The 23,888-nt window shown below is 57.3% G+C and carries 24 protein-coding genes; 6 read left to right on the forward strand and 18 right to left on the reverse strand.

Translation table 11 applies throughout. From position 1 onward, the window contains the following. Positions 1 to 48: 48 nt before the first annotated feature. The 3 genes from ACR3ES_RS07440 to ACR3ES_RS07450 all read right to left on the reverse strand — a co-directional run bounded on the left by ACR3ES_RS07440 (position 49) and on the right by ACR3ES_RS07450 (position 1,890). Positions 49 to 459 (reverse strand): hypothetical protein, encoded by a 411-nt coding sequence (locus ACR3ES_RS07440; RefSeq protein ID WP_170428712.1) that lies wholly within the window; start codon positions 457 to 459, stop codon positions 49 to 51. Between the two features lie 300 nt (positions 460 to 759). Beyond that, entirely contained in the window at positions 760 to 1,221 is a 462-nt protein-coding gene (locus ACR3ES_RS07445) for a hypothetical protein (protein WP_170428715.1), read from the reverse strand. A 459-nt stretch (positions 1,222 to 1,680) separates the two neighbouring features. Further along, complete coding sequence (locus ACR3ES_RS07450) at positions 1,681 to 1,890, reverse strand: hypothetical protein (RefSeq protein WP_170428718.1); 210 nt, start codon at positions 1,888 to 1,890, stop codon at positions 1,681 to 1,683. 353 nt (positions 1,891 to 2,243) lie between these two features. On the opposite strand from ACR3ES_RS07450, the gene lptF reads away from it, so the two are divergent. Continuing rightward, positions 2,244 to 3,380: an LPS export ABC transporter permease LptF gene (gene lptF / locus ACR3ES_RS07455; protein ID WP_170428721.1), complete on the forward strand. Its 1,137-nt coding sequence runs from the start codon at positions 2,244 to 2,246 to the stop codon at positions 3,378 to 3,380. Positions 3,381 to 3,382: 2 nt separating this feature from the next. Here the strand turns inward: lptF and ACR3ES_RS07460 are convergent, their stop codons facing one another. Then, the gene (locus ACR3ES_RS07460) at positions 3,383 to 4,216 is read right to left on the reverse strand and encodes a LysR family transcriptional regulator (RefSeq protein ID WP_170428724.1); all 834 of its coding nucleotides are present in this window, start codon (positions 4,214 to 4,216) and stop codon (positions 3,383 to 3,385) included. 100 nt (positions 4,217 to 4,316) lie between these two features. Between ACR3ES_RS07460 and ACR3ES_RS07465 the strand changes: the two genes are divergently transcribed. Further along, entirely contained in the window at positions 4,317 to 4,907 is a 591-nt protein-coding gene (locus ACR3ES_RS07465; protein ID WP_170428726.1) for an HD domain-containing protein, read from the forward strand. Here ACR3ES_RS07465 and speB read toward each other — a convergent pair. The 10 genes from speB to ACR3ES_RS07515 form a co-directional block, all read right to left on the reverse strand. Continuing rightward, positions 4,904 to 5,746, reverse strand: coding sequence for an agmatinase (speB, locus tag ACR3ES_RS07470; RefSeq protein WP_170428729.1), 843 nt, complete (start codon positions 5,744 to 5,746; stop codon positions 4,904 to 4,906). The genes ACR3ES_RS07465 and speB overlap by 4 nt on opposite strands. Continuing rightward, entirely contained in the window at positions 5,743 to 6,912 is a 1,170-nt protein-coding gene (nspC, locus tag ACR3ES_RS07475; RefSeq protein WP_170428733.1) for a carboxynorspermidine decarboxylase, read from the reverse strand. Before nspC ends, speB begins: the two co-directional genes overlap by 4 nt. Before the next feature lie 80 nt (positions 6,913 to 6,992). Next, positions 6,993 to 8,216, reverse strand: coding sequence for a saccharopine dehydrogenase family protein (locus ACR3ES_RS07480; RefSeq protein WP_170428737.1), 1,224 nt, complete (start codon positions 8,214 to 8,216; stop codon positions 6,993 to 6,995). A 23-nt stretch (positions 8,217 to 8,239) separates the two neighbouring features. Then, positions 8,240 to 10,129: a biosynthetic arginine decarboxylase gene (gene speA / locus ACR3ES_RS07485; protein WP_170428740.1), complete on the reverse strand. Its 1,890-nt coding sequence runs from the start codon at positions 10,127 to 10,129 to the stop codon at positions 8,240 to 8,242. A 99-nt stretch (positions 10,130 to 10,228) separates the two neighbouring features. Then, positions 10,229 to 11,314: a DUF1513 domain-containing protein gene (locus ACR3ES_RS07490; protein WP_170428743.1), complete on the reverse strand. Its 1,086-nt coding sequence runs from the start codon at positions 11,312 to 11,314 to the stop codon at positions 10,229 to 10,231. A 3-nt stretch (positions 11,315 to 11,317) separates the two neighbouring features. Then, positions 11,318 to 12,328, reverse strand: coding sequence for an imelysin family protein (locus ACR3ES_RS07495; RefSeq protein ID WP_170428746.1), 1,011 nt, complete (start codon positions 12,326 to 12,328; stop codon positions 11,318 to 11,320). A gap of 3 nt (positions 12,329 to 12,331) precedes the next feature. Continuing rightward, positions 12,332 to 13,867 carry a di-heme oxidoreductase family protein gene (locus ACR3ES_RS07500; RefSeq protein ID WP_480425133.1) on the reverse strand — a complete coding sequence of 512 codons (1,536 nt, stop codon included), beginning with the start codon at positions 13,865 to 13,867 and terminating at the stop codon, positions 12,332 to 12,334. Then, positions 13,839 to 14,324, reverse strand: a complete 486-nt coding sequence (bfr, locus tag ACR3ES_RS07505; RefSeq protein ID WP_170428754.1) for a bacterioferritin — start codon at positions 14,322 to 14,324, stop codon at positions 13,839 to 13,841. Before bfr ends, ACR3ES_RS07500 begins: the two co-directional genes overlap by 29 nt. Then, positions 14,272 to 14,565 carry a (2Fe-2S)-binding protein gene (locus tag ACR3ES_RS07510; protein ID WP_170428757.1) on the reverse strand — a complete coding sequence of 98 codons (294 nt, stop codon included), beginning with the start codon at positions 14,563 to 14,565 and terminating at the stop codon, positions 14,272 to 14,274. Before ACR3ES_RS07510 ends, bfr begins: the two co-directional genes overlap by 53 nt. A 134-nt stretch (positions 14,566 to 14,699) precedes the next feature. Continuing rightward, positions 14,700 to 15,971: an imelysin family protein gene (locus ACR3ES_RS07515; RefSeq protein WP_170428760.1), complete on the reverse strand. Its 1,272-nt coding sequence runs from the start codon at positions 15,969 to 15,971 to the stop codon at positions 14,700 to 14,702. A gap of 250 nt (positions 15,972 to 16,221) precedes the next feature. Here ACR3ES_RS07515 and ACR3ES_RS07520 point away from each other — a divergent pair, with 250 nt between their 5' ends. After that, positions 16,222 to 16,770 (forward strand): ZrgA family zinc uptake protein, encoded by a 549-nt coding sequence (locus tag ACR3ES_RS07520; RefSeq protein WP_170428763.1) that lies wholly within the window; start codon positions 16,222 to 16,224, stop codon positions 16,768 to 16,770. Positions 16,771 to 17,399: 629 nt separating this feature from the next. Here the strand turns inward: ACR3ES_RS07520 and ACR3ES_RS07525 are convergent. From ACR3ES_RS07525 to ACR3ES_RS07540, 4 genes are all read right to left on the reverse strand, one after another. Beyond that, positions 17,400 to 18,023, reverse strand: coding sequence for a methyltransferase domain-containing protein (locus ACR3ES_RS07525; RefSeq protein WP_170428766.1), 624 nt, complete (start codon positions 18,021 to 18,023; stop codon positions 17,400 to 17,402). Position 18,024: 1 nt separating this feature from the next. Beyond that, entirely contained in the window at positions 18,025 to 18,780 is a 756-nt protein-coding gene (gene pssA, locus ACR3ES_RS07530; RefSeq protein ID WP_170428768.1) for a CDP-diacylglycerol--serine O-phosphatidyltransferase, read from the reverse strand. Continuing rightward, a complete protein-coding gene (locus ACR3ES_RS07535; RefSeq protein WP_170428770.1) occupies positions 18,777 to 19,466 on the reverse strand; it encodes a phosphatidylserine decarboxylase in 690 nt (229 codons plus the stop codon). Before ACR3ES_RS07535 ends, pssA begins: the two co-directional genes overlap by 4 nt. Positions 19,467 to 19,734: 268 nt before the next feature. Further along, the gene (locus tag ACR3ES_RS07540) at positions 19,735 to 20,733 is read right to left on the reverse strand and encodes a LacI family DNA-binding transcriptional regulator (RefSeq protein ID WP_170687740.1); all 999 of its coding nucleotides are present in this window, start codon (positions 20,731 to 20,733) and stop codon (positions 19,735 to 19,737) included. A gap of 191 nt (positions 20,734 to 20,924) precedes the next feature. Between ACR3ES_RS07540 and dctP the strand changes: the two genes are divergently transcribed. The 3 genes from dctP to ACR3ES_RS07555 all read left to right on the forward strand — a co-directional run bounded on the left by dctP (position 20,925) and on the right by ACR3ES_RS07555 (position 23,887). Further along, entirely contained in the window at positions 20,925 to 21,929 is a 1,005-nt protein-coding gene (gene dctP / locus ACR3ES_RS07545; protein ID WP_170428774.1) for a TRAP transporter substrate-binding protein DctP, read from the forward strand. Between the two features lie 89 nt (positions 21,930 to 22,018). Beyond that, positions 22,019 to 22,567: a TRAP transporter small permease subunit gene (locus ACR3ES_RS07550; RefSeq protein WP_170428776.1), complete on the forward strand. Its 549-nt coding sequence runs from the start codon at positions 22,019 to 22,021 to the stop codon at positions 22,565 to 22,567. A gap of 9 nt (positions 22,568 to 22,576) precedes the next feature. After that, positions 22,577 to 23,887, forward strand: a complete 1,311-nt coding sequence (locus ACR3ES_RS07555) for a TRAP transporter large permease (protein ID WP_170428779.1) — start codon at positions 22,577 to 22,579, stop codon at positions 23,885 to 23,887. The last annotated feature ends 1 nt before the right edge of the window (position 23,888 follow it).

Below are 23,888 nucleotides of genomic sequence, written 5' to 3' on the forward strand. Positions count from 1 at the left end.
TCTGGAGAACAAATGATTATGTTGCTGCCCCTGCCAACTGCCCGTCCTTCAATCCAGAACGAATACAGTTGGTGAGGTGACGCGCGCGCTTAGCCAGAATGTCAGGCCATAAGCTGCCCCGAAACAGACGCCAAATAGGATACCTTCCGGCTCTACCGGTAAAAGCCACGTAAAAACACCCGCTGCTAATAGACTGCCAGAGGCAATTGCCATCCCCCATCCGGCCCAACCATACCGCAGCGCCAGAACTGCCAAAGCCAGGCCCACAAAGGCGCACGGGAGAGCTATGATGGTCGACATGCCAACGATGAAGGCGAAAGCTGAGAGTGCGGAAAAGCCGTCAGACATAGCGAAGGCAACCAGAATTGTGTTCACGCCCCAAGCCAGCGCGGCCAGCACTACAGGAACACAAACACACCCCAAAGCTCCCCGACCTGCTGCCCGCCTGCTTTGGTCCATGTCCAGGCCCGGCGGAGTTCGCCACAGCGGCCAGCGTCTTCGAAGATCGGAAAATGCTACCATGTTCGGTTCAAAATATGGGCTGGTTGGTTAGCGGTCGGAAAATGCGTTGTTGCTCAAGGGTAGCACACAGGTTTTCAGACCTCTACGCACTTTGTGACGAAAATCAAACATGGATGCTTGCGGTGCAGAGCGAAACAAGCGGTAAGGCGACCGCCAAGTTCGGTGAGACTTGTGTCGCCTTTAATGGTTGGGAGAAGCCTTACCCAGATGGGTCAAACGACCATTGTGCGCTGGGCATCAACCCGCGCTCACGATCTGAAACGAACCGTCTTGGTTGCGAATGGCGCAACTCGTCGGTGTGAGTGTCGGCAGTACGGTCGTCTCACCTGCCGGTGCATTCACGGCAACCGATTCCGGGCACCGCGGAATACTGATCGGCGCATAGCCCTTGTCAGCCATGCATTGATTGGTGACGCGCGTCCTGAGGCCTTTGTTCACGTCGACGGAGTATATTTCGCCACCCCAGCTGCCACCAAGACAGTATCCGGATGCGCAGTAGTTGGAGCCGACATAGGTTCTGGGCCACTGCCGGATTGCAAATGCCACGGGCACTTCCTCAAGCGCGGCTACCTCGCAATTAAGCAGGTCAGTTTCCAGACGCGATACCTCACCGCCAGCCCGGTAATACGTGTCCAAGGGACCAGAGCAGCTACACAGCACCAGACCCAAAACAATCGCGGATAATACTTGCTTTCGCATGACAATCCTCGTCGCTTGTCTTGCTAGAATATAGGCTTGAGGCCATGTCGACAATGCGAGAAGAGCCTCCGTATCTTTGTGGTTTTCTTGATCACAGGGGTAGGCGGGATTGCGGCCCTTCGGTGCTGTCAAAATCAACACCTGATCGAACTGGTAGGTGCATGTGGTCGTAGCATAGCTTATGCAGGTGGTGAAAACGACTCATCGTGGAAGTGTCGTACAGACAACGCAAGCCGCTTTGCAGACTGCACCGCACCGCTATGCAGGAATAAGAGCAACAAATTTGCCGAGGGAAATACCGCGGCGTGCCTGAACCGCTCACCGACACAGGCAAAGACTGGTGGCGCACGTGTTGCTTTGGTGAGGCGGTGTTGGGTACTTCAATTGGTCTGAAAACGCACGATAAATCAACGAGCTAATTGTCGTGGCGGCGCCAGTGGCGTCGGGCTGGATGCCTTTTTATCCATTGACGTAATGAAGATGGATCGACCGCTGCAACTGCTCTCGGGTGTACCCTATGTCTGCAAGATCCTTTTCGGTCATCATATCGATTTCCCTAAGCTTTCTTTTGTACTCGGCCTTTCGACCACGCCGCGCATTTCTGTCTTCTGCGGAGGCAAACAAGAGTGTGAGGAAGCTGTTTCCAGCACCAAAGTCTGCGTAAGCCATCTCAGAGCCCTCCTTTTACACAATTGGCTTCTCATGAAATCGGATATTGTGGCTGCCTCTGAACTCTGTGTTTCACTGGCGTTAAGTCTTCTTTAGCTGGGATTTGATGGATCTGATCAGGTCACACTGGTTTGACCGTCTCGATAAAACACACCAACAAACCGGGTTCGTCTTTGCGGTCTTTCAGGTTCAGGTTTACACAGGCCGCCGAAAAATCTGCAATTTGTCGGTCAAGGCATCGGATTGGTGCTTTTCCCAAGCATCGGCATGTTTGAAAGCGGCAAACGCAGTTTCCTCTGTCTGCCGATTGGCGTAGAGTTCCTGTACAGAACTGATTTGGTGGACGAGGATCAATGTCGCGTTTTGATGGATACTTCCTGCGGCAATTGCTCGTTCTATTTGGGTTTTTCACCCTGGTTCTGGTAGGGGTGTTTTGGATTACACGCTCCGTCGGCCTGTTTGACCGGGTGATAAGTGGTGGTCAGTCCGCTATGGTGTTTCTCGAATTCACCGCCCTGACCCTGCCGACCCTGATCCGAACCGTGATGCCGATGGCGGTCTTTGCCGCTGCGGTCTATGCGACCAATCGACTAAGCCGTGAAAGCGAATTGACCGTCATGCTGGCCACGGGGTCCAGCCCGTGGCGGCTGGCCCGATCAATTGTTCTGTTCGGCTTGGTGACCGGGTTGATGATGGCTATTATCAGCGTCTTTCTGCGCCCAGCTTCGGTTGAACAGCTGGAATTGCGTCAGGCCGAAGTTGCGGGCGATGTAACAGCACAGCTTTTGAACGAAGGTGAATTCCTGCATCCGGCACCAAACGTGACGGTTTACATTGGTCGTATCGATCTCGACGGAACCCTGCATGAGGTGTTTGTCTCCGACCAGCGCGATGCGGAAAACGCGGTCAGTTATTCAAGTGCGACCGCTTACCTCGTTAACAACGGAACGGGAATCCATCTGGTCATGCTCGACGGGGTCGCTTTGCGGCTGGATGAAGAAGGAAAAACGCTCTCATCGACGCTCTTTCAGGATGCGTCTTACGACATCTCCGAACTGACCAATACTGAGAGCCTGACCAAGCGCAGTCTCGAGGCCATTCCAACGCTGGAACTGATTCAGGACCGCGCTGCCGTTGCCGCTGAAGACGGATATTCCGAGGGGCAACTGATTGAAGAATTGCATCAGCGGTTTTCCTGGGTGGCCATTTGTATTGCCGTTGCGCTTGCGGGGTACTCGACCCTAATGCTGGGCAGTTTTTCACGGTTCGGGTTGTGGCCGCAGATATTGGGTGCGTTCACAATCCTGATTCTGTTGGAGGGCGTTCGCGGCTTTGTCGCGCCTGTGGTGATTGAGGAACCGGCTTTATGGATACTGCTCTATGTGCCGGCGATGATGGGCGTTCTGATATCTGCGCTGTTTCTCGCTGTAGCCGGTCGACCGCTTGTTCGGCATCGGGGCAGGCGAGAGGCGTTGGCATCGGTCGGCTGACGTCAGCTGCGCAAATCGGTCACACACTTCACTACGTCTGTCAGGACCGGGCTGTCCGGACGCGCCACAACATAAAGCGGCAAGGTCAAATCAGGCGCACCGGATACCGCGATCAACGTGCCCGCATCAATAAAATCGTCAATCACATATCTTGGGAAGTATCCGCGCCCGCCGCGTTTGAGCACATAACGCAATGCCATCATACAATTGCCCAAAAAGATGGTTTGTCCCTTGGCTTGCCGTGCCGTGAACCGAACGTGGTCCTGATAGATGTCGCCCAGTTCCAGATTGACAAACACCGAGGCTCCGTCGGTCTTGGTATCATCCGGGGTTTTGGCCAGTACAAGTCGCTCGGCGGTCATCTCGTGAAAAACGACGCGGCGGTCCGATGGGGTTTCGTGAGTCAACGCAACATCCAGAACATGGGTCGCAACGGCGTCAACCATATCCAGATCGTGGTCGTAGTTCAGGGTCAGCATCAGTTGTCCAAAGCGCTCTTCAAAACGCACGGCGACATCCACCAGCAACGGGTCCCAGATACTCAATTGCGCGCCCAAACGCAGCGCGGGTCGGCTTTGCGCCTGCTCTGGAAGGTTGTTTGAGGCAAAGGACCACAGGGACACCATCTGTTCGGCGTAGGGTTTGAGTTGGCGGCCGAATTCGGTCAGGCCCGTTCCGCCGGCGCCACGGGTAAACAACTGCTTGCCTGTGGCTTCTTCGATCAGGCGAATTCGGGCGCTGACCGCTGTTTGTGTGACGTTCAGTTTTCGGGCCGCCGCGTGAAATCCGCCTGTTTCGGCAACGCATAGAAAGGTTTCAATCGCCTCAATCCGCATCTTGAAAGTATTTTTTCATCATATCGATAAAATCAATTCATTTTTTTAGAAGAACGACACAGCTTAAGCTGCCTGTCACCACCAAGCTGTAGGATACGCCATGCTGGACAAGAGCCACAAACCCACCTGGACAAGTTTCGAAGAGACGACCAAAGCCGACTGGGACGCGGTCATGGAATACGAAGAGGCGTATAATGCCGCCCTTCCAGACCGAATTCTCGATGCCATTAGGTCGCTGGACGAGGACTGGACGCCCTATCCGGTCAATCGCTACCAGCATAGCTTGCAGGCCGCCACACGGGCTTATGAGGATGGCGCGGATGAGGAACTTATTGTGGCAGCACTAATCCATGACACGGGCGATATCCTGTCGCCTTACAATCATGGTGAACTGTCAGCCGCGATGATGAAGCCCTATGTCAGTGAGCGCACGCACTGGATCCTCAAGCATCACTGCGTTTTCCAGGGGTATTACTACAATCACCATCTGGGCGGCGACCGACACGCCCGCGACAAGTATCGCGACAGCCCGTATTGGGAGGATTGCCGCTATTTCTGCCACGAATATGACCAGAAAGCGTTTGACCCGGACTATCCGACCAAACCATTGGAGTTCTTCGAGCCCATGTTGCGCCGCGTGCTAAGCAAAGGCGAAGGTCACATGGAACTGAACGAAACCGCCGAAGGCTAACAGGCGGCCATTAGGCGATAGACGATCTGTGCGGCGGTAAAGTCCCAGGCGGCATTGCCGTCGGGTGCAAGCTCCACCACATCGAATCCAACACATTTGCGATGTTGCAGCGCATGTTCGACCAGCCGCAGCGCCTGATAATAGCCCAGCCCACCCGGAACGGGTGTCCCCGTCGCGGGCATCAGCGACGGGTCCAGGCCGTCAACATCGAAACTGACATAGACCAAATCGGGAAAATCTTCGGGCAGGTCGACTGCATGGACGTTACCGGTCACTAGCTCCTCGGCATCCACGTGGAAGACGTGATTGCTCAGGCGGCTTTTGGCCTCTTCGACAGAAAAGGCACGCACACCGAATTGCGCAATGCGGATACCTTCTTCGGCCAGAAGGTGCATGACCGAGGCGTGGGAGTGTTTCTCACCCTGATAGGCGTTGCGCAGGTCCGCATGGGCGTCAATCTGAACGAGACCGACCGGCTGCCCCAACGCGCGGGTCACGCCCATCACGGCCCCGTAGCTCAGGGAATGCTCTCCGCCCAAAGTCACCGGCACCTGGCCCGCATGGATTGCGGTCTCGGTCCGTTGGGCGAGGCGCTCCATCACCTCTGGCAATGGCCCGGCGCAGTCCAGCGGATCTTCGGTGAAGATTCCTTCGGCACATGGCTCGGCGTGGCCGGTGATGCGTTCCAACTCGTTGCTGGCGTCGATGATGGCCTCGGGGCCTTTGGCGGTGCCCGAACCGTAAGAAACCGTGCGTTCCAACGGCACCGGGATCACGCGGAAGCGCGCGTCTTCGCTGCGTTCCGAGGCGGTCAGTTCGCTGTCGAGGAAAATGCTCATGAAAGCCTCGATTTGAAGTCGTCATAGCCGAACTGTTTGATGATTTGCAGCTCGTCTGTTTCGCTGTTCCACAAGGCGATGGTTGGCAGGGGAACACCGTTGAACGTGTTGGTCTTGACCATCGAGTAATGCGCCTGATCGAGGAAGGCAAAGCGTTGGCCGATTTCCAGCGGCTTGGCCCAGGTGTAATCACCGATCACATCGCCTGCTAGGCAGGAGGGACCGCCCAGACGGTAGGTGTGGCCCTCCTTGGCCTCGTCCAATAGGGCGGGGCGATAGGGGGCCTCGATCACGTCGGGCATATGACAGGTGGCCGAGATATCGGTGATCGCCAGGGTCATACCGTTGGTGGGCAGGTCGAGAATTTCGCCGACCAGAATACCCGCGTCAAGCGCCACCGCCTCGCCGGGTTCGAGGTAGACGTCGACGCCGTAGGATTCATGGATGGCCTTGATGAAGGCCACCAGCCCATCGCGGTCGTAGTCATCGCGGGTAATATGGTGCCCGCCGCCGAAGTTCAGCCATCTGAGTTGGTTGAGGAAGGGGTTGAGTTTCGGTTCAACGGCAGCCCAAGTGCGTTTCAACGGCTCGAACCCCTGTTCGCAAAGCGTATGCATGTGCAGGCCGTCCACCCCGGTCAGAGAGGCTTCGGTCAGTTGACTGACAGGTGTTCCGAGGCGTGAACACGGCGCGCAGGGATCGTATTTTGGAACCTCACCTTCGGAATGTTCCGGGTTGATCCGCAGGCCGATCTGCACATTGGCTGCGTGGGCTTTGGCGAGAAATCGGTCCTTTTGCGCGGGCGAGTTAAAGATGATGTGGTCGGACAGCGACAGAATCTCGTCGATATCCGCATCTTTGTACCCGGCGCAGAAAGTTGCGACCTCTCCGCCATATTCTTCGCGACCCAGCCGTGCTTCGTAGATGCCGGAGGCACAGGTGCCGCAGAGGTGTTGGCGCACCAGCGGGGCCAGCGAGAACATCGAAAACGCTTTGAGCGCGCTGAGGACATGCGCGCCGGATTGTGTTCCAACGTCTGATAGGATGCGCAGGTTTCGCTCTACCGCTTTTTCATCGACTACAAAGCAGGGGCTGGGTACCCGGTTAAAGTCGAAATTGCGGAAGGCGCCGGCGTCACCAGCTTGTGTGGTCATCAGGTCGGACATGTCCGGCGTCTCCGTTGGGTGGAAAGGCCGGGGCTCTGCCCCGGACCCCGGGATACTTTTAGCCAGATGAAGTTCTGGATCTAGAATTCTACGGGGCCGTCGAGTTCGTGGACTTGCCATGGCAGGCCGTGAGTGTTCAGCATGTCCATGAAGTCATCGGGGTCGAGTTGTTCCATGTTCCAGACGCCCGGCTCGGTCCAATTGCCTTTTAGCACCTGTGCCGCACCGATCATGGCGGGGACGCCGGTGGTGTAGCTCACGGCCTGGGAGCCGACCTCGGCGTAGCATTCTTCGTGGTCACAGATGTTGTAGATGTAGAAGGTCTTCTCGCCCGAGCCGTCCTTGGCCTGACCCGTGGCGATGTCGCCGATGCAGGCTTTGCCCTTGGTTTCTGCGCCCAGATCGCCGGGATCGGGCAGCAGGGTTTTCAGGAACTGGATCGGGATGATCTCCTTGCCGTCATGCATCACCGGGTCGATGCGGGTCATGCCCACATTTTCCAGCACTTTGGCGTGGGTGATGTAGGCGTCGCCGAAGGTCATCCAGAAGCGGGCGCGCTCGATCTCGGGGAAGTGGGTCGAGAGTGACTCCAGTTCCTCGTGATACATCAGGTACATGTTCTTGGGGCCGATGGCGGGGAAGTCGAACTCGACCTTGTAGGTCATGGCGGGGGAGTGTTTCCACTTGCCACCTTCCCAATGGCGGACCTCGGCTAGCACTTCGCGCAGGTTGATTTCCGGGTTGAAGTTGGTGGCGAATTCCTGATCGTTCGAGCCGCCATTGGCGTCCAGGACGTCGATTTGGCGAATAGTCTCCAGCTTGTGCTTCTTCAGCCATTTCGCGAAAACACTGGTCACGCCCGGATCGAAACCTGATCCGAGGATGGCGGTCAGGCCAGCTTCTTTGAAGCGTTCCTGATAGGCCCATTGCCAGTGATACTCAAACTTTGCCTCATCCTCGGGCTCGTAATTCGCCGTATCCAGATAATGGATGCCAGCCTCCAGGCACGCGTCCATCAGCACCAGATCCTGATAGGGCAAGGCGAGGTTCACAAGGATTTCCGCCCCTGTTTCCTTGATCAGCTTGACCGTGTCTTCGACCTTATAGGCGTCCAGTTCGGCGGTTTTGATGTCCACACCGACGCGGTCTTTCACCGCTTTGGCGATGGCGTCACATTTTGACTTGGTGCGGCTGGCCAAAGTGATTTCGGTAAAGATGTCCGAATTCATCGCCATCTTGTGCACGGCGGCGTGCGATACGCCACCTGCACCGACAACCAGTGTTTTGCCACTCAAAGTTCCCATGGGGGTCATCTCCTCTCAAGGGTTTATTCGTAATAGGTGTAGCCGTTGATCGAGTCGCGATAGGCGCTCATCAGGGTTTTGCGGTCCTTGGCCTGTAAAGTACCGGTCGAGATCGCCTCGTCCACCATTTTGCGAAAGGCAGCAACGCAGTCTTGCGGATCGAACTCGACATAAGACAGGACCTGGCTGATCGTGTCGCCCTCTTGTTCATGCAGCAGGTCAAAGCCGCCATCGGCACGCAGGTCGATGGTGACGACGTTGGTGTCGCCGAACAGGTTGTGCAGATCGCCCAGCGTTTCCTGATAGGCGCCGACGAAGAAGACGCCCATGAAGTATTCGTTTTCTTCTGGCAGCGAGTGCACTGGGAGGCTGGGGGAGACGCCATCGGCTAGAATGAACCGGTCGATCTTGCCGTCGCTGTCGCAGGTGATGTCAGACAGGACCGCGCGCCGATCCGGGGTCTGGTTCAAACCTTGCAGGGGCACGATCGGGTGCAACTGATCGATCGCCCAGACATCGGGCAGCGATTGGAAGAGCGAGAAGTTGCAATGATAGATATCGGCCACCTTCTCGAGTTGCTCGTCCACATCCGTTTCCAGATCGTCGCTCGCCGCCAGTGCCTTGAGGCGCGCCATCAGGGACAGGTAGATGCGCTCAGCCCGGGCCATTTGGCGCAGATCTACATAGCCGCGGCGGAACAGGGCCCGGAGTTCGTTGCGGTAGAAGGTGGCGTCGTTCCAACATTCCTGCAGCCGGTCTTTACTGAGATAGCCATGCACGGCGGCAAGGTCAGCGACCAGATGGTGGTCGTCAGCTTCAACTTCGGGTCCGTTGGGCGCGTCGTACAGAGTGCTTTCCAGCACGTTGAACACCAGCATCGAGGAGGTTGCGACCAGGGCTCGACCGCTTTCGGTGACAAGGGTAGGGTGATCAATCTCGGCTTCGTCCATGGCGTAGGCCACGGTTTCCACCACGTTGGCGCAGTATTCCTCGACCGTGTAGTTGATCGAGTTTTCGGCAGCCTTCTTTTCGCCCGTATAGTCCACACCCATGCCGCCGCCGAGGTCCAGATGGGTCAGCTGCACGCCTTCGCGGGTCAGTTCGGTGTAATACCGGCAGGCCTCGCCCACGGCGCGGCGGACATCGTTGACATCCTGCACCTGAGATCCCAGATGCGAGTGCTGCAGCTTGAGGCAATGCAACAACCCGGCTGCTTTCAGTTTGTCCACCACGGTGACCAACTGATCGGTGTTCATGCCAAAAGCGGACCGGTCGCCCGAGCTTTCTTCCCATTTGCCGCTGATCTGGTTGGTCAGCTTGACCCGTACACCGATCAGGGGGTCGATACCCAGTTCACTATACACGTCGATTACCGTGTCCGCCTCCTTGGGGCTTTCCAGCACAATGACCGTGTTAAAGCCGATCTTGCGGGACAGGATCGCCAGTTGGATGAATTCCGTATCCTTTACACCATTGCAGACGATCAGCGCCTCGCGCGACAGGCGGTGGGCCAGTGCGATCACCAGTTCGGGTTTTGATCCGGCCTCAAGCCCATACTCGTATTTCTTGCCAAATTCGACGATGCGGTCGACCACTTGCGCCTGCTGATTCACCTTGATCGGAAACACGCCGCGATAGGTTCCTTTGTACCCCGTTCGGGCAATTGCATCAGCAAAGCTTTCGTTAATATGCGCGATCTCGTGTTCCAGATAGGACGAGACGCGCAGGATCATCGGAGCCTTAATGCCCCTGTCGTCCAGATCGCTGAGGATACCCGGCAGGCTGATTGCATCGGCCTCGGGCGCCATCGGATTGCGCAGACCGATCTCGCCCTGTTCCGTCACCTCGATGAGGTCCTTGCCCCATTTTTCAACCCCATAGATGGCGTGCGGTGCGGCAGGCGTGTGTTTCAATCAGGTCCATCCTTACGGTTTAGGTGCAGGTTCGCGCCGCCAATACGGTAACGGCTCGATTCGTCCAAGTGTAAACTGCGGGGCAGTGTCTGCCGATCGTTATGAAACGTTGCGGATCGGGATCAGATGATTGTCCCACTGACACTCGGATCGCATCGAAATCGCGGATCGTGCTGATGTGACCGACCCAAACACCCCGGTGCCCGTTGTGAAAATCAACCCCTGCGGGCCCGCACCCAGACCACACACGTCTTCAAGCGTAAATGAATCCAAAAATGTGTCGTTGATTGCGTCAAAGCGCAGCAGGGCGTTGCCGCGCGGGCAGGTGATGGCCACCGTTTTGCCGTCCGCCGCAAAGGCAATGCTGCCTGCATAGCCTTGCAACGTGTTTTGGATATGTTCTGGGGCGGATAACAGGCGCGGGGCTTCGCCTCTGTGGTGTAGCCCCAGAAGCGCAGGGTGTTCGGTCCGATTGCCCTGCCATTGCATGGCAAACCCAACCAAACCATCCCCTCGGACCGCAAGATGACGAATTGAATTCTTCCGCAGTGCCCGGGGCAACTCGACCTGCTCGATCACAGATCCGGACAGATCGACATAGGTCAGATTGGACTGCATGGTCGGCAGGTTCAATTTGGTCCGTCCGGTGTCCGGATGCGTTTCAATGCCACCATTGGCGACCACCAGCGATTTGCCATCCGGCATCAGCCGCATGTCATGCGGTCCGACACCACCCGAGGAAAACTCGCCCAATCGTTCAAAGCTATTGGCGTCCCACACGCCGATCAGACCTTCCCCTGCCTCGTAGTCGTTTTCGGTGGCGTAGAAATGGTCACCGTCTGCTGAGAATGTGCCGTGACCGTAGAAGTGGCGCCCATCAGGTGCCGCAAGTTCAGCTTTGACCGATCCGTTTTTGCAGTCGATTACGCTGGCAAAGGTGCCGGGGCGTCGGGCGAATGCCACGGCCTGCGCCTTAAATGGATGTGCGGCAGCGGCGTGACCGCGTGACGGCAGTGGAAGGGCAAACAGGATCGCGCCATCGCCGCCCAACCCGGCCAAACGATAAGAGCCATCAGGAAACAGGGCTGCCGCCAGAAAGTCGGGCGCCCCGACCGACGCCCAGCCTTTGACGGGCGACAGGCTCGCTGCGGCGAGACCGGCGATGAAGTGACGGCGGCTGGTCATGGATCAGTCCCCGTCAAGCGCGTTGAACCCGGCATTGATCCCAAGTGTGGGACCCAAATCCAACGCGGCAATGGCGCGAATATCGTTGACGGATCGCTGCAACACCTCGATCCGCAGCCGTCCTTGAGGGGTTTCCACACCGGCAAAGGTGGGATCGTCAATCGACTGGGCGCTTTCGATGGCACGCGCAAAGGCGGCGTCCAGATCAGCGGCGATTTCGGGATGATCGAAAGACAGGCGTGCAGCGAGATCGCGCAGGGCGATCAGTGACAGCTCGACATGGCGCAAAGACCGGCCCGAACGGCGCGCCTCGGCCCGATTTGGGCGCGGGCGATCAAACGTGCCAAGGGGTCGGCCCAGACGGGTTTCGTGGGTGAACTGCAAACCTGTGGACAATGCCTTGAACAGCTCCTGCATCGCTTCATCCTGTGATCGGTACGGGCTGTCACCGCCGGGTTGTGTCACGAGGGGGGCATAGTTCTGCCAGTCGGCGGCGATGGCCTTGGCATTCGCGTCGATGTCGGATGTGATGGCTTGCAGCAAGGCGCACCGGTAGGCCGTGCTGCCCTGATCGGCAAATGCGGGATCGTACAGCAATTGTTCGATCGCAAAAAAACCGCGTCCTGCCACGGAGGTTTCAGCAAAGTCCTCGGGGTTTTGAACTGCCAGATCCTCGGCGGCAATCAGCTGCGACAAGGCTTTTGGCGTGAATCCCTTGGTGTCCGGCCAGAACGCCAAGGCAAATGCGCGGTCGTCCGTTTCAGTCGGACCAAAGCGCAGGTGGCTGGCTGAAATCCAGTTGTCGAAAGCCGCGCCATATGCCGCGCGGAGGTCTGGCGAACTTGGGTCACAATCCGACTGAGCGGTCGCAACCAGAGCACCGGTCGCGTCAGAAAACGCGGCAAAGCGTGGCATGATATGGGTTTCGGTTACGTCCATAAGGATCGGCGCCCGATCCTGCGCCTGGACGGCGAATGGTAAGAATAGGGCTGCGAGCAAGGCAAGAATTCGCATCGGTCAGAGACTCTCCAGAAATCGAATGAGCGCGTCGCGGTCGGCTTTGGGCATGGACACAACGGTATCTCGGGCGGATTGCGCCTCGCCACCGTGCCATAGAATCGCTTCGAGTAGGGTGCGGGCGCGTCCATCATGCAGAAATTGAGTGTGCCCGGAAACACGTTCAGTCAGGCCGATGCCCCACAACGGCGGCGTGCGCCATTCCCGCCCGGTTGCGCGGGCCTCGGGGCGGTTATCGGCCAGGCCGTCCCCCATGTCGTGCAGCAACAGGTCGGTATAGGGCCAGATCAGCTGGAAACTGTGCTCGGGTCTGTCCTCCATCCGATGGGTAACATGGGCCGGCGTATGGCAGGCGACGCATCCCGTCGTATGAAACACCTCTTTGCCGCGCAGAACCTCGGGATCGTCTATATCTCGGCGTGCCGGAACACCCAGATTTCGGGTGTAGAACGCGATGAGATCCATACCGATCTGGTCCACTTCAAAAACGCGAACGTCGTTGTCACCGTGTGGCGCGTTCAGACAGTTGATCTGCGCGTCAGTGCAATCACCGTGTGGAGCTGGGTACAGGGGTGTGGAAATACCGATATCGCCCGAAAACGCAGAGGAAGACTGCTCCATCAGCGTCGGCATTCCGGCCTTGTGTCCAAAACGCCCCATCATTGGCGCGCCATACTCGATAGACCAGACGATGTTCGGTCGGCCCGAGATACCATCCCCATCCATGTCGTCTGGGTCGGCCTTGGCCAAAAGATCCTCCACCGGGATGGCTTCGAGCAGACCAAGCCCGATCATTTGCGGCGCAACCCGGGGACTGAGCATGGCGTCGGGATGTAGGGGGCCATAGCCCAGATCGGCAGCCTTGTATGTCGGGCGCCGCAGCGAGGCGGTTTCACCCTCGGACAACTCGACCGGGATGTCCTCGTAGGTTATGTCCAACCGATATTCCGAGGGGTGGCCCGCCAACGCGAAATCCTGCATCTGGTTGCCATAGTTTGGATCGGGGAGGGTGGCGATATAGTCCTCAATCTCCGAATACCCGTCTTCGGGCGTGCCGGGGATCGAGACCCTCAGAAACATCGAGATTGCATTGTCATCCGGTCCGTTGGGGGGATGCCCCCGCCCATCCTTGATGTGACATCTCTGGCATGATCGCGCGTTATAGAGTGGCCCCAAACCGTCCGATGCGAGTGTCGACGAAGGCGAGGACACCCAGATCTTCTTGAACAAACCGTTGCCTACCCTGAAATCCAGCTCTTGCTCGAAACTCAGGTTGCGGGAGGGTTGCGAGAAGGCGTCCGCGTCGTTGCGCACGCGCACTGTTGCCGCGCCGGCCGACAGCTCTTCGAATTGCTGCGGCTTGTCAAAGTTCCGGGGCGCCGAGATGGCCGCCGAGATGCGGGCACGTTCAGCATCGGTCCGAGGTTGAAAATTTAGATGAAGGTCACGTAATTCGGCTGATAGGGAAGGGGTGGCCGCCAAGGCGACCACCAACAGGGTAAAGAGGCTATTCGCCCTCGGCCATTGTCGCGGCATTGAGTTGCGCGTACTTGGCCTCGCCGATCCTGTCATGCAGGTCGAGCTGGGTTTCCAGAAAGTCAATATGCCCCTCTTCATCTGCCATTAACTCTTCAAACAGCGCCATTGATACATAGTCACCGACGCTGTGGCAGTGTTCGCGCGCTTCTTTGTACAGCGCCCTTGCGTCAATCTCGGCAGCAAGGTCGCATTCCAGTGTTTCTTTTGGGTTCTGACCGATACGCAAAGGATCAAGCTTTTGCAGGTTCGGATGGCCTTCCAGAAATAATATACGCTCAATGAGCTTGTCCGCGTGGTGCATCTCTTCGATGCTCTCTTCGCGGCTTTTCTTCGCCATACCGCTCAGACCCCAATCTTCCTGTAGTCGGTAGTGCAGCCAGTACTGGCTGACTGCGGTCAATTCATGCCGCAGTGACTTGTTTAGATATTCTATGACCTTGGGATCGCCCTTCATCTGCTTTCTCCTGAGTTACTCCGGTGCGTAGTGCACGGAGTTGCATGGGTACTTCCAGATTATCGTTTGATCTCATGGTGTCTAGGAAAAGAGGCATGCACCCGCCACAGTCTGCGGACTTCCCAAGGGCATGGTAGATTTTCCCAGGTGTGATGATGGTGCTCGAATCCGCCGTTCGCATCCAGTCGATTGCAGAGCGGATGTCGTGATCGGTGATGTTAGTACAGTGGCAAACGATCATAGCTACTCGACCGATTCTGATTTCTTACTTAAATAGTAGGTTATTTGCCCGGGGTCCAGTTCGAACTTGCATTTCCTGCGGTTCGGATGACCGGAAGCGCAATTTGTCGCACGCTTCCGGCCCGTTTTAGAGAGTTACTGGAAAACAGCGTCCGGGTTATCCAGGCTGTCCGACCCTTCAAACTCGATCTGGTCCAGTTCCAGGGCGGTAACGATTCGCTCGATGGTCCGTGTCTGATCGACGAGTCCGTCCACGCCGCCCATAATCAGGGCTTCACCACCTTCATTGCCGCGCTCCAGCATCTGGTCATAGGCAAAACCGGCTTCGGCCGTTGTCTTGATCAGGCCAAGTGCCTTCATCGTGTTCGCCAGCTTGGCCCGCATCTCTGTATCCAGCGCCGGGTCAGTTGCAACGACCAGATCGGACAGCGACGCCCCGGACACCGGTGTGCCGTCGATACGCGTGTAGCTGCCTTTATAGACGTTCTGGATTCCCAACCCATCGTAGTAATGGCTGTTGTGGGTGTTGTCGGCAAAGCAATCATGCTCTTCCTCGGGGTCGTTCAGCATCAGGCCCAGACGCATCCGCTCACCGGCCTGCTCGCCATAGGACAAAGAGCCCATGCCGGTCAGGATTGCACTGACACCTGCGGATTCGTCAGCGGTTACCGCAGCACGGGCGTCGCCACCGTCGGCCCATTGCGCGGTCATCCATTCCAGATCGCTGACAAGCAGGTCGGTGGCTGCGCTCAGATACTGGGCACGGCGGTCACAGTTGCCGCCGGTGCAAGCGTCACCCTGCGCATAGTCGGACCAGGGCCGATTGCCGGCGCCGGCGCCGTGGCCGTTGAGGTCCTGGCCCCACAGCAGGAATTCGATGGCATGGTAACCGGTCGCCACGTTAGCCTCGATCCCGTCTGCCTCGTGCAAGGTCTCGCCCAGCAGTTCAGGGGTGATTTCGCTGGCGTCCACCGCATTGCCCGACAGCTCAAAGCTGGGGTTGGCGATCACGTTCAGCACCGCGAATTCGTTCTCGTCTGTCGCGCCACCATAAGACGGGTCAACATAGTCGATCAAACCCTCGTCCAGAGGCCAGGCGTTTACCTTGCCTTCCCAGTCATCAACGATGGGATTGCCAAAGCGGTAGACCTCGGTTTGCTGATAGGGAACACGCGCCGCGATCCAAGCAGCGCGTGCGGCGTTCAGGGTCGCGTCCGACGGATCGGCGATCAATGCGTTAACAGCGGTTTGCAGCGCTTTTGCTGCAATCAGGCTGTCCTCGTATTTGGCTTCGGCAATATTGGCGTAGTTGTTCAGCACATCGGCTTTCGCAGGTGCATCACTGGCCGAGGCGGCGGTAGCGATACCCAGGGTTAGTACGCTGGCGGCAGCAAATAATCTGGTCATGAGGTTTGAGTCTTTCCTATCAGAAATGGCAATGTGTGGTCACACGTGCCACAAGATTTTCACGGCAAGATAACTGAGTGATTTCATCAAGTATGTCAACCTGGGTTCTAAGGTCGACATTGTCGCAATGGTTGATCCAGTGCATTTGCCTCCCCATATCTGGTGGTTTTTGACGCACCCGGCGACATTGCGCGACCGTTTAAACAGGATAGAATAGAGGGCCTGATTCTGTTTTCAGCGGTGCCGGTTAATGAAGTGCGCGGTTTTTGCCTTGTTCCTATGCCTTGCAGCCTTGCAGGCACACGCCACTGAGCTGCGGCCGCAGGGTTCCAAAACGCTTGGTATCGTTTTTTCGGATACGGAATTTTCCTTGTCTCTGGCGGTGCCCGGCTCAGAAATTGTCGGATTTGGACGCCCCGCCGAAAACGATGATGAGCGGGCTTTAGTGGCGGTGGCGATCTCTGATCTGTCAAAGCCTTTGGAACTGTTTGTCGTTCCTGACGCGGCTGGTTGTTTCACCACATCCGCCAATGTCACGTTGTCCGGCGAGAGCCTTGGGCAAGAAGATGGTGCAACAGGCAGCAGCGACCAGCCCTTAACAAATTCGGAACACACCGAGTTTCAGGCCGAGTACATTGTCCAATGTCAGGATCTGGGGGCTTTGGACAGGATTGAGTTTGCCTATTTCGACCGTTTTGAGGGCACTGACAAACTCACGGTCCAAATTGAAAAAGCCGGCGCGGTGCGCGCGTTCGAGGTGACCCGGGCCACACCGCTTTTGGATTTATCGGCCATTTAACCACCTCACCATGATTGATAAAACCAAGCGCAACTGGTGGTCCTCCTGAGTGTTGTTTTGTCCTCAGATGAAGGGGAGAGGTGATGTCTGTTCGTTGGATTGCGAGGTCAGCCCTAAAAGCACGCGCAAGTTCACCCGCATCCGCATCGCCCGGCACAGAAGAAAGTGGGGCCAGTCGCAAAGAGGTCAAACGCTTGCCGCCGCTAAGTTTCGATTGACTGAAAATCCCGAACGCCCATGTGTCACGTGCCAAGCAGCGGTTGGCGTGACCGTTGAAGCTCTATGCAAGTGGAACGCCTGGAGACCCTGGTGTGAAAACCTGGATCTTAAAAGTACGAGATCGTGGATATCTGCATCCGCCACCTCAGGGTTGATACGGAATTGACCACTGAGATCTTGCATAACGCGCAATGGCGGAGTGCAAGCTAAACATCTCAGATACTGCGCTCAGGAACTCGGTGGTCTTCAAGGTTGTCCAGGCGCTACGGCATGCCAAACGGCGAAAGCCCGTTAGGATGATTGAAAAAAGGAAGATATGTGTCTGCTGTGCCGACAGCCTTCGCAAGACGTTCTTTTCGGACATCTTGTTGCGGAATCTTCTGGTGGGGCCGGTTCAGTCACCGAATCCTTCAGGCCTCTTCGGCCTTATGAAGAACAAGGAATGTCATCATCCCAAACGGCGGCAGGGATTGTTTGTCGTCGATCACCAGATCAGCTTCTTGCAGCACAGTGTCCATCGCGAAATCGGAATGCCACCCGAGAGTGTTGGCGAATGGCGCGGATATCCGTTCGAGAGACGCCAGCAGTCCCTTTTCGCGCTTGAAGTGGTTGGTGATTACAACCTTGCCGCCGGGTTTGAGGACCCGCGCGATTTCGGCCATCACCTTTTCCGGCTCCGGCACCACTGAAAGCACATGCATCGCGACAATTGTGTCAAAGGAGCTGTTTGGAAAATCGAGGTTCCGGGCATCCATTTGGCGAAGTTGTACCACGTGATCCAACGTCATCCGCTGCACCTTGTCTTGTGCCTTGGCAAGCATCTCTGTGCTGAAATCTATCCCGGTGACCAGAAGATCGGACTTGTAGTGCTGCAGTGACAATCCGGTGCCGACGCCAACTTCTAAAACACAACCCTCCCGAGTGTTGACATAGTCAACGGCCTTGCGTCTACCCGTGTTGGTTACAGCACCAAAGGTTCTGTCATACACAGGTGCCCAGCGAGCATAAGAGGTTTGTACGGCTTTGATATCCAACTTACTGCTCCTTGTCGGCTTTGCTGGGCGGTCTTGCAATAAGGCACCAGATGACTGTCCCGATGTAACCCAGGCAAAGTACCACAAGAGTGATCCAAGCGTAGGTCAGGACAGCTGCGCCAAGAAACGCAAAACTCACCAGGAAGAATTTTACATTCTCGCGGGAAATTCGAGTGGTTTTAAACGACCAGGTGGGGATCTGGCTGATCATCGCCAATCCGACCACGATCATATAGGCGCAAATGATCACATCCGGCAGCAGTGGCGCCTCGGCAAATGCAAAAGACACGAACATCGGCAACATCACCAGTAACCCGCCCGCCGGCGAAGGAACGCCAACGAAATAAGGTTCTTGTGCGTCGCGATTTTCCGCCTTGTTGCTGACGTTGAACCGAGCCAGACGCAAGACGCAACACGTCGTAAAAACCAGAACTGAAATCCATGCAAGGTGGAGCGTGTCCTGCAAGGCCCAGAAATAGATGATGAGCGGCGGAGCGGCGCCGAAGTTCACAAAATCCGCCAGCGAATCCAGCTCCCCTCCCATCTTGCTATCGCTGTTGAGCAAGCGTGCGAGCCGTCCATCAAGGCCGTCCAGAACACAAGCCGCCAGGATCAGCTGCGCCGACAGTACATAGTTGCCCTGAACGCCAAATCGGATTGCAGACATACCTGCGCAAATCGCCGCAATTGTCAGCATATTGGGGATGAGCTGAACCAGAGCGAAGTCTGATATGTGCCTGTCGGGTGGCCGGGTCATTTCTCTGACCGCGTACCGTTTGCCGGACCGGGCAGGTTGGCCAGAACGGTTTCGCCTGCAACCATTGTTTGGCCGATGCGGACCAATGGTTCAACGCCCGCGGGCAAATAGACATCCAGCCGGGACCCGAAGCGGATCAGGCCGAACCGGTCGCCGGTCTGCATCCTGTCACCGGGTTTCACGAAACAGACGATACGTCTTGCAACCAGCCCCGCAATTTGAACGACCGCTAGATCTCGTCCATCGGCCATGCGAATGCACAGGCTGTTGCGTTCGTTATCAGCACTGGCCTTGTCGAGCGATGCGTTGAAAAACTTGCCGGGGCGGTAGGCCACCGCAGTGATTTCACCCGATATCGGTGTTCTGTTCACATGGCAGTTGAAGACGCTCATAAAGACGCTGATGCGGGTAAGGCCGGTTTCCGGCATGCCAAGCTCGGCTGGCGGAATAGCCTGTTCAATCAGGGATACAATGCCGTCCGCTGGGCTGACAATGAGCCCCGAACGTTGGGGCGTTATCCGTTCCGGATCGCGAAAGAAATAGTAGCACCAAACGGTCAGACCCACGCCGACCCATCCAAGAGGTTTAAAAACAAAGAATAAAACCAGGCTAGTGGCAGCAAAGACCGCAACAAAGACGTTGCCCTCTGGGTGCATTGGCTTGATGAAAGTGCTGAGCATATTCACGTGCTAGTTTCCCTCACGGCAACTTGCGGAAGTTTCTTAAGGCCATTGCGACGGAATACAAGCGGGTTCTGGCGGGTGCGGAGAACAACCGCTTTCTCGCCCATCCTTTGTCCTTGTGAAATCGACAGCTTTGTACTTGCTCACAACCACCATACACGGCGGTCGGCGCGTATCGCGGGGAAAGCTTGAATTGGCAGAGTCCGCCAGGACTCATGCACCGCATCAGCAAGGCTTCGGGAGATCATTTGAAAGAGCAGCCGGGGGAGGTTCAGGCCGAGCCACGTTCGATCAACCGGCAGGGAATCCAGATCTTTTCTTCCACCTTCTCGCCCCCGACGACGATCCGGTCGACCACATCGGTCGCGCGTTCCGCCATGGACTGCACAGGCAGGCGAATCGTGGTGAGCTGGTTGCTTTCCCATTCTGCCATGGGGATGTCGTCAAAACCCACGACCTTCATGTCATCGAGAAAGCCGGTCCCAGCAGTCGCGCGCAGCCGGTCCATCAATCCGATGGCGAACAGATCGTTTGGGCAGAGAAACCCGTCCGGCAACCCTCCGCGCGCTGACAGTAGAGTATCCGCGACGCGGGTGCCATCATCATAGCTATAACCGCCGTCAAAGACCTTGAGTGGCGCCTGCCCGTGACGCTCAAGCCCCGCGATATGCCCAGCCAGACGGGCCGCGCTGGTCCAGTGACCTGCTGTGCCCCGCGCCACCGCGATCCGACGGCAACCGCGTTCAACCAACAGGCGTGCGGCCAGGTTGCCACCCTGTGTGAGATCGGCACAGACCGAGGCCGTCACCGACTCGTCGTCGATCCGGTTCAGAAGCAGGACCTGAAGCCCGGCCTGCTTGAAATCTGCTACCAGTCCAGGGGGAATGTTCATCGAGGTCAGGATGACCACCCCGACTTGGTACTGACGGAAAGTTGCGATCAGCCTGCCCGCGTCGTCATCCGTGCCGATCTGACACGAGATCGGGATAAAGTTGTTTTGTTGCAATGCCATAGAGATGGATTGGTGCAGAACGGCGTGGATCGGATTGTTCAGCTGACCCATAAGGATTCCGACAATCTGTGACCGGCGCGAGGTCAGCGCCTGTGCCAGGGCATTGGGCTGATACCCCAGTTCCCGCGCCGCTTTGAGGATTCGTTCGCGCGTTTTCTCTTGTACGGAATGACCGTGCGAGAATGTCCGCGACACAGTTGCGCGCGACACTCCAGCTCGTTGGGCGACATCGTCTGCGGTGGCTCTTCCCTCGGGCATCGGTGCTTCGCTTTTCTGCTGATTTACAAGGATAATGACGCGGTTGGTCGTGCATGTCTAGGGTAGTTTATGAAAGCGCGTTCATTCAATTATCGTAAATAAAAAATAGCTTACTTGACATTTAATCGAGGTGTGTTGCAAATAAAATGAACGCGCGATCATTGACGCGATCACTTTACGGGAGGAAACGTATGAAACCCCAATCGATCAAAGCCTTTGGCTCTGCGGTGGCTCTGACACTCTTGGCGTCGGGCGTACATGCGCAGGACATTTCGTGGGATCTTGCCCTTTACGGCAGCCCGGCCTTCCGCGTCGCGGGCGAAAGCTTTGCAGAGTACGTCAACGAAAACAGCGGCGGCAAGATGGAAATCACCGTGCACAATGGCACGCTGTCGCCGACCCGCGAAGTGCTGGACAATGTGTCGATCGGGGCGTTCGAGCTGGGTTACGTGATCTCCAGCTATCACCCCGGCAAGAACCCATTGTTGTCGGTTCTTGATCTGCCGTTCCTGCCGATCCCGACCATGGAGGACCGGCTGGCCGTGGCGGACATGGTCTATGAGAACCCGCATGTGAAGGCAGAGTTCGCAAAATGGGGTGTTGTACCGATGATGACCGTAGTTCAGCCGAACTACGAAGTCATGGGCAAGGGTGACGCACCGAGCGGTCTGGAGTCCTTTGACGGCATGCGCATGAAAGCGACCAGCGGTATCGGCAACGCGCTGGCGGTCTACGGCGCAAGCCTTGTGAATGTCAGCGGCCCCGAGCAGTACAATGCGCTTCAGACCGGGGTGATCGACGCGGTGGCGGCCACACCTTCTGCGCATGGTGGCTACAAGCTATATGAATTGTCTGATTGGTACACCACCGGCATGGCGGCAGGGACGGCGCATGTGACGTTGGTGGGCAACGAAATGGCCTATGACGCACTGCCGGATGATATGAAGGCGCTGTTGGCAGACGCCAAGGCGTACGCCAATGCGGAAACCATAAAGGCCCAGATGAATGCGGCGGCGCAATACGAGCCGGAGTTGGAAAAGCGCAACCTGACCCATGTGCAGGTCACGCAGGAGATGATCGAAACCCTGCGTAGGGATGCGGCTCAGCCGGTTTGGGATGCCTATGTGGCTGATCTGGAGGGCAAAGGGCTTCCCGGTCAGGAGATGCTCGACCTTGTGCTGAATGCCGGCCAATAATCCTCCCCAGGGCGGGTGCGTGCTCCGGCATGCCCCGCCCGAAAATCTTGTGAACGTGGCGTCTGCACGCGGGCGCGCCGGAGGGTTTGATGCTTGAAAAGCTGGACAAGGCCCTTATGCGGGTCGAGTACCTGACTGCCTGGATCGCGGGGCTGACAATTTTTGTCATCATGTTGCTGGTTACGGCCGAGGTTCTGATGCGGCGTCTCTTCAATGCGCCGATCCAGGGGCAGATCGATTTCATATCCATGGCGATGGCGACCTTCAGCCTGCTGTGCATTTCCTATTGTTACCGGCAGGCGGGACATATTCGCATGGACATGTTGCAAAAAATGGCTCGCGGGCGATTGGGTTGGGCGACGCATCTGTTTGCCACGCTGATCGCGCTGTTTGTCGTTCTCGCCATCCTGCCCGGCACATGGACGCATTTCACGCGGGCCTGGACGTTGGGCGACACCACCCTTGGCGTCGGCCTGCCCACGTGGCCCTCTAAACTTGCGGCCCCCGTGGGGCTAGGCATTCTGGCCCTGCGGCTGACACTGGAAATCTGGGTTTTCGGACGCCTCGTGCTGAACGACCGGCTTGCGCCAATCGGGGTGCCGCAGCCTCCGAACCCGCTTGAAGACATGGACGCGTAAGGACACATCATGGATCCCTCGACAATCGGCGCTTTGGGTTTTCTCGCCCTGGTCGTCATGGTGATGACCGGCGTGCATATCGTCTTTGCGACTGCAATCACCGGCTTTCTGGGCATTGTCGCGCTCAAGGGCTGGCCGGTGGCGGTCAACATCGCCGGTATCATCCCGCATTCGGCGGGCTCGAACTATCTGTTCAGCGTCCTGCCGATGTTTATTCTGATCGGCTTTCTGGCCAGCAGCTCGGGCATGGTCCAGGGGGCCTATCGGGCTGCCAAGGCCTGGATCGGGTGGATGCCCGGTGGGCTGGCGGTTTCGACAGTTATGGCGGCAGGCGCCTTTGGCGCGGTGTCCGGCGCCAGCCAGGCGACGGCGGCGGTTTTTGCCCGTGTCGCGATCCCCGAATTGCTGAAGCTGAAATACGCGCCGTCGATCTCGGCTGCTGCCGTGGCCGCCGCGGGCACGCTGGCATCGCTCATCCCGCCCTCGGCTGCACTGGTGGTCTATGGCGCAATCGTGGATCAAAGCATCGGGCGGCTTTTGCTGGCTGGGTTCATTCCGGGTGTCTTTTCGGCGCTGCTCTACGCCGGGTTCATCCTGCTGCGCTTTGCCTCCAATCCCGACCTGGGACGCCCGATCACCGGCATCGGCTGGTCTGAACGCGGAAAGTCCCTGCTGGACGTGATGCCGATAATCCTTGTGATGCTGATGATCCTGGGCGGCATGTCCACCGGTTGGACCACACCCACGGAGGCCGGAGCAACCGGGGCGGCCATCGTCTTTGCCTATGCGCTGGCGCGTCGTCGGATCGGTTTTTCGGACTTGCAGGCGTCGCTGGTCGAAACAGCCAAACTGACGGTGATGATCTTTTCCACCTTTTGGGGCGTGTTCATCTTTGCCCGGTTTCTAGCCTTCACCCGCCTGCCAACGGAAATCGCGGAATGGTTGGTCGCCCTGCCATTCTCGCCAACGATGATCCTGGTTGCGATCTTGTGCGGGTACGCATTTCTGGGCATGTTCCTCAGCGCCTCGGGCATGATGCTGCTGACGCTGCCGGTCATCTTTCCGGCGATAGTCGAGCTGGGCATCGACCCGATCCTGTTCGGCATCCTGGTTATCAAGATGGTCGAGATCGGGTTCATCACCCCGCCTGTCGGCCTCAACGTCTATGTGGTGGGGGGAGTGCGACCCGACATTCCCATCGCCAGCATCTTTCGCGCCATCTGGCCTTTTGTCCTGATCGACATACTGACTGTGGCGCTGCTGATCATTTTCCCATCCATCACGCTATTTCTGCCCAACCTCGTTCTCGGGGCGGGCTGAC

The organism is Ruegeria sp. B1, from assembly GCF_056535885.1.

Bases quoted from the DNA above. Each gene is read 5' to 3' on its own strand.
- ACR3ES_RS07440 (WP_170428712.1), bottom strand. From the start codon at position 459: ATGGACCAAAGCAGGCGGGCAGCAGGTCGGGGAGCTTTGGGGTGTGTT.
- ACR3ES_RS07445 (WP_170428715.1), bottom strand. From the start codon at position 1,221: ATGCGAAAGCAAGTATTATCCGCGATTGTTTTGGGTCTGGTGCTGTGT.
- ACR3ES_RS07450 (WP_170428718.1), bottom strand. From the start codon at position 1,890: ATGGCTTACGCAGACTTTGGTGCTGGAAACAGCTTCCTCACACTCTTG.
- lptF (WP_170428721.1), top strand. From the start codon at position 2,244: ATGTCGCGTTTTGATGGATACTTCCTGCGGCAATTGCTCGTTCTATTT.
- ACR3ES_RS07460 (WP_170428724.1), bottom strand. From the start codon at position 4,216: ATGCGGATTGAGGCGATTGAAACCTTTCTATGCGTTGCCGAAACAGGC.
- ACR3ES_RS07465 (WP_170428726.1), top strand. From the start codon at position 4,317: ATGCTGGACAAGAGCCACAAACCCACCTGGACAAGTTTCGAAGAGACG.
- speB (WP_170428729.1), bottom strand. From the start codon at position 5,746: ATGAGCATTTTCCTCGACAGCGAACTGACCGCCTCGGAACGCAGCGAA.
- nspC (WP_170428733.1), bottom strand. From the start codon at position 6,912: ATGTCCGACCTGATGACCACACAAGCTGGTGACGCCGGCGCCTTCCGC.
- ACR3ES_RS07480 (WP_170428737.1), bottom strand. From the start codon at position 8,216: ATGGGAACTTTGAGTGGCAAAACACTGGTTGTCGGTGCAGGTGGCGTA.
- ACR3ES_RS07490 (WP_170428743.1), bottom strand. From the start codon at position 11,314: ATGACCAGCCGCCGTCACTTCATCGCCGGTCTCGCCGCAGCGAGCCTG.
- ACR3ES_RS07495 (WP_170428746.1), bottom strand. From the start codon at position 12,328: ATGCGAATTCTTGCCTTGCTCGCAGCCCTATTCTTACCATTCGCCGTC.
- ACR3ES_RS07500 (WP_480425133.1), bottom strand. From the start codon at position 13,867: ATGCCGCGACAATGGCCGAGGGCGAATAGCCTCTTTACCCTGTTGGTG.
- bfr (WP_170428754.1), bottom strand. From the start codon at position 14,324: ATGAAGGGCGATCCCAAGGTCATAGAATATCTAAACAAGTCACTGCGG.
- ACR3ES_RS07510 (WP_170428757.1), bottom strand. From the start codon at position 14,565: ATGATCGTTTGCCACTGTACTAACATCACCGATCACGACATCCGCTCT.
- ACR3ES_RS07515 (WP_170428760.1), bottom strand. From the start codon at position 15,971: ATGACCAGATTATTTGCTGCCGCCAGCGTACTAACCCTGGGTATCGCT.
- ACR3ES_RS07520 (WP_170428763.1), top strand. From the start codon at position 16,222: ATGAAGTGCGCGGTTTTTGCCTTGTTCCTATGCCTTGCAGCCTTGCAG.
- pssA (WP_170428768.1), bottom strand. From the start codon at position 18,780: ATGACCCGGCCACCCGACAGGCACATATCAGACTTCGCTCTGGTTCAG.
- ACR3ES_RS07540 (WP_170687740.1), bottom strand. From the start codon at position 20,733: ATGCCCGAGGGAAGAGCCACCGCAGACGATGTCGCCCAACGAGCTGGA.
- dctP (WP_170428774.1), top strand. From the start codon at position 20,925: ATGAAACCCCAATCGATCAAAGCCTTTGGCTCTGCGGTGGCTCTGACA.
- ACR3ES_RS07550 (WP_170428776.1), top strand. From the start codon at position 22,019: ATGCTTGAAAAGCTGGACAAGGCCCTTATGCGGGTCGAGTACCTGACT.
- ACR3ES_RS07555 (WP_170428779.1), top strand. From the start codon at position 22,577: ATGGATCCCTCGACAATCGGCGCTTTGGGTTTTCTCGCCCTGGTCGTC.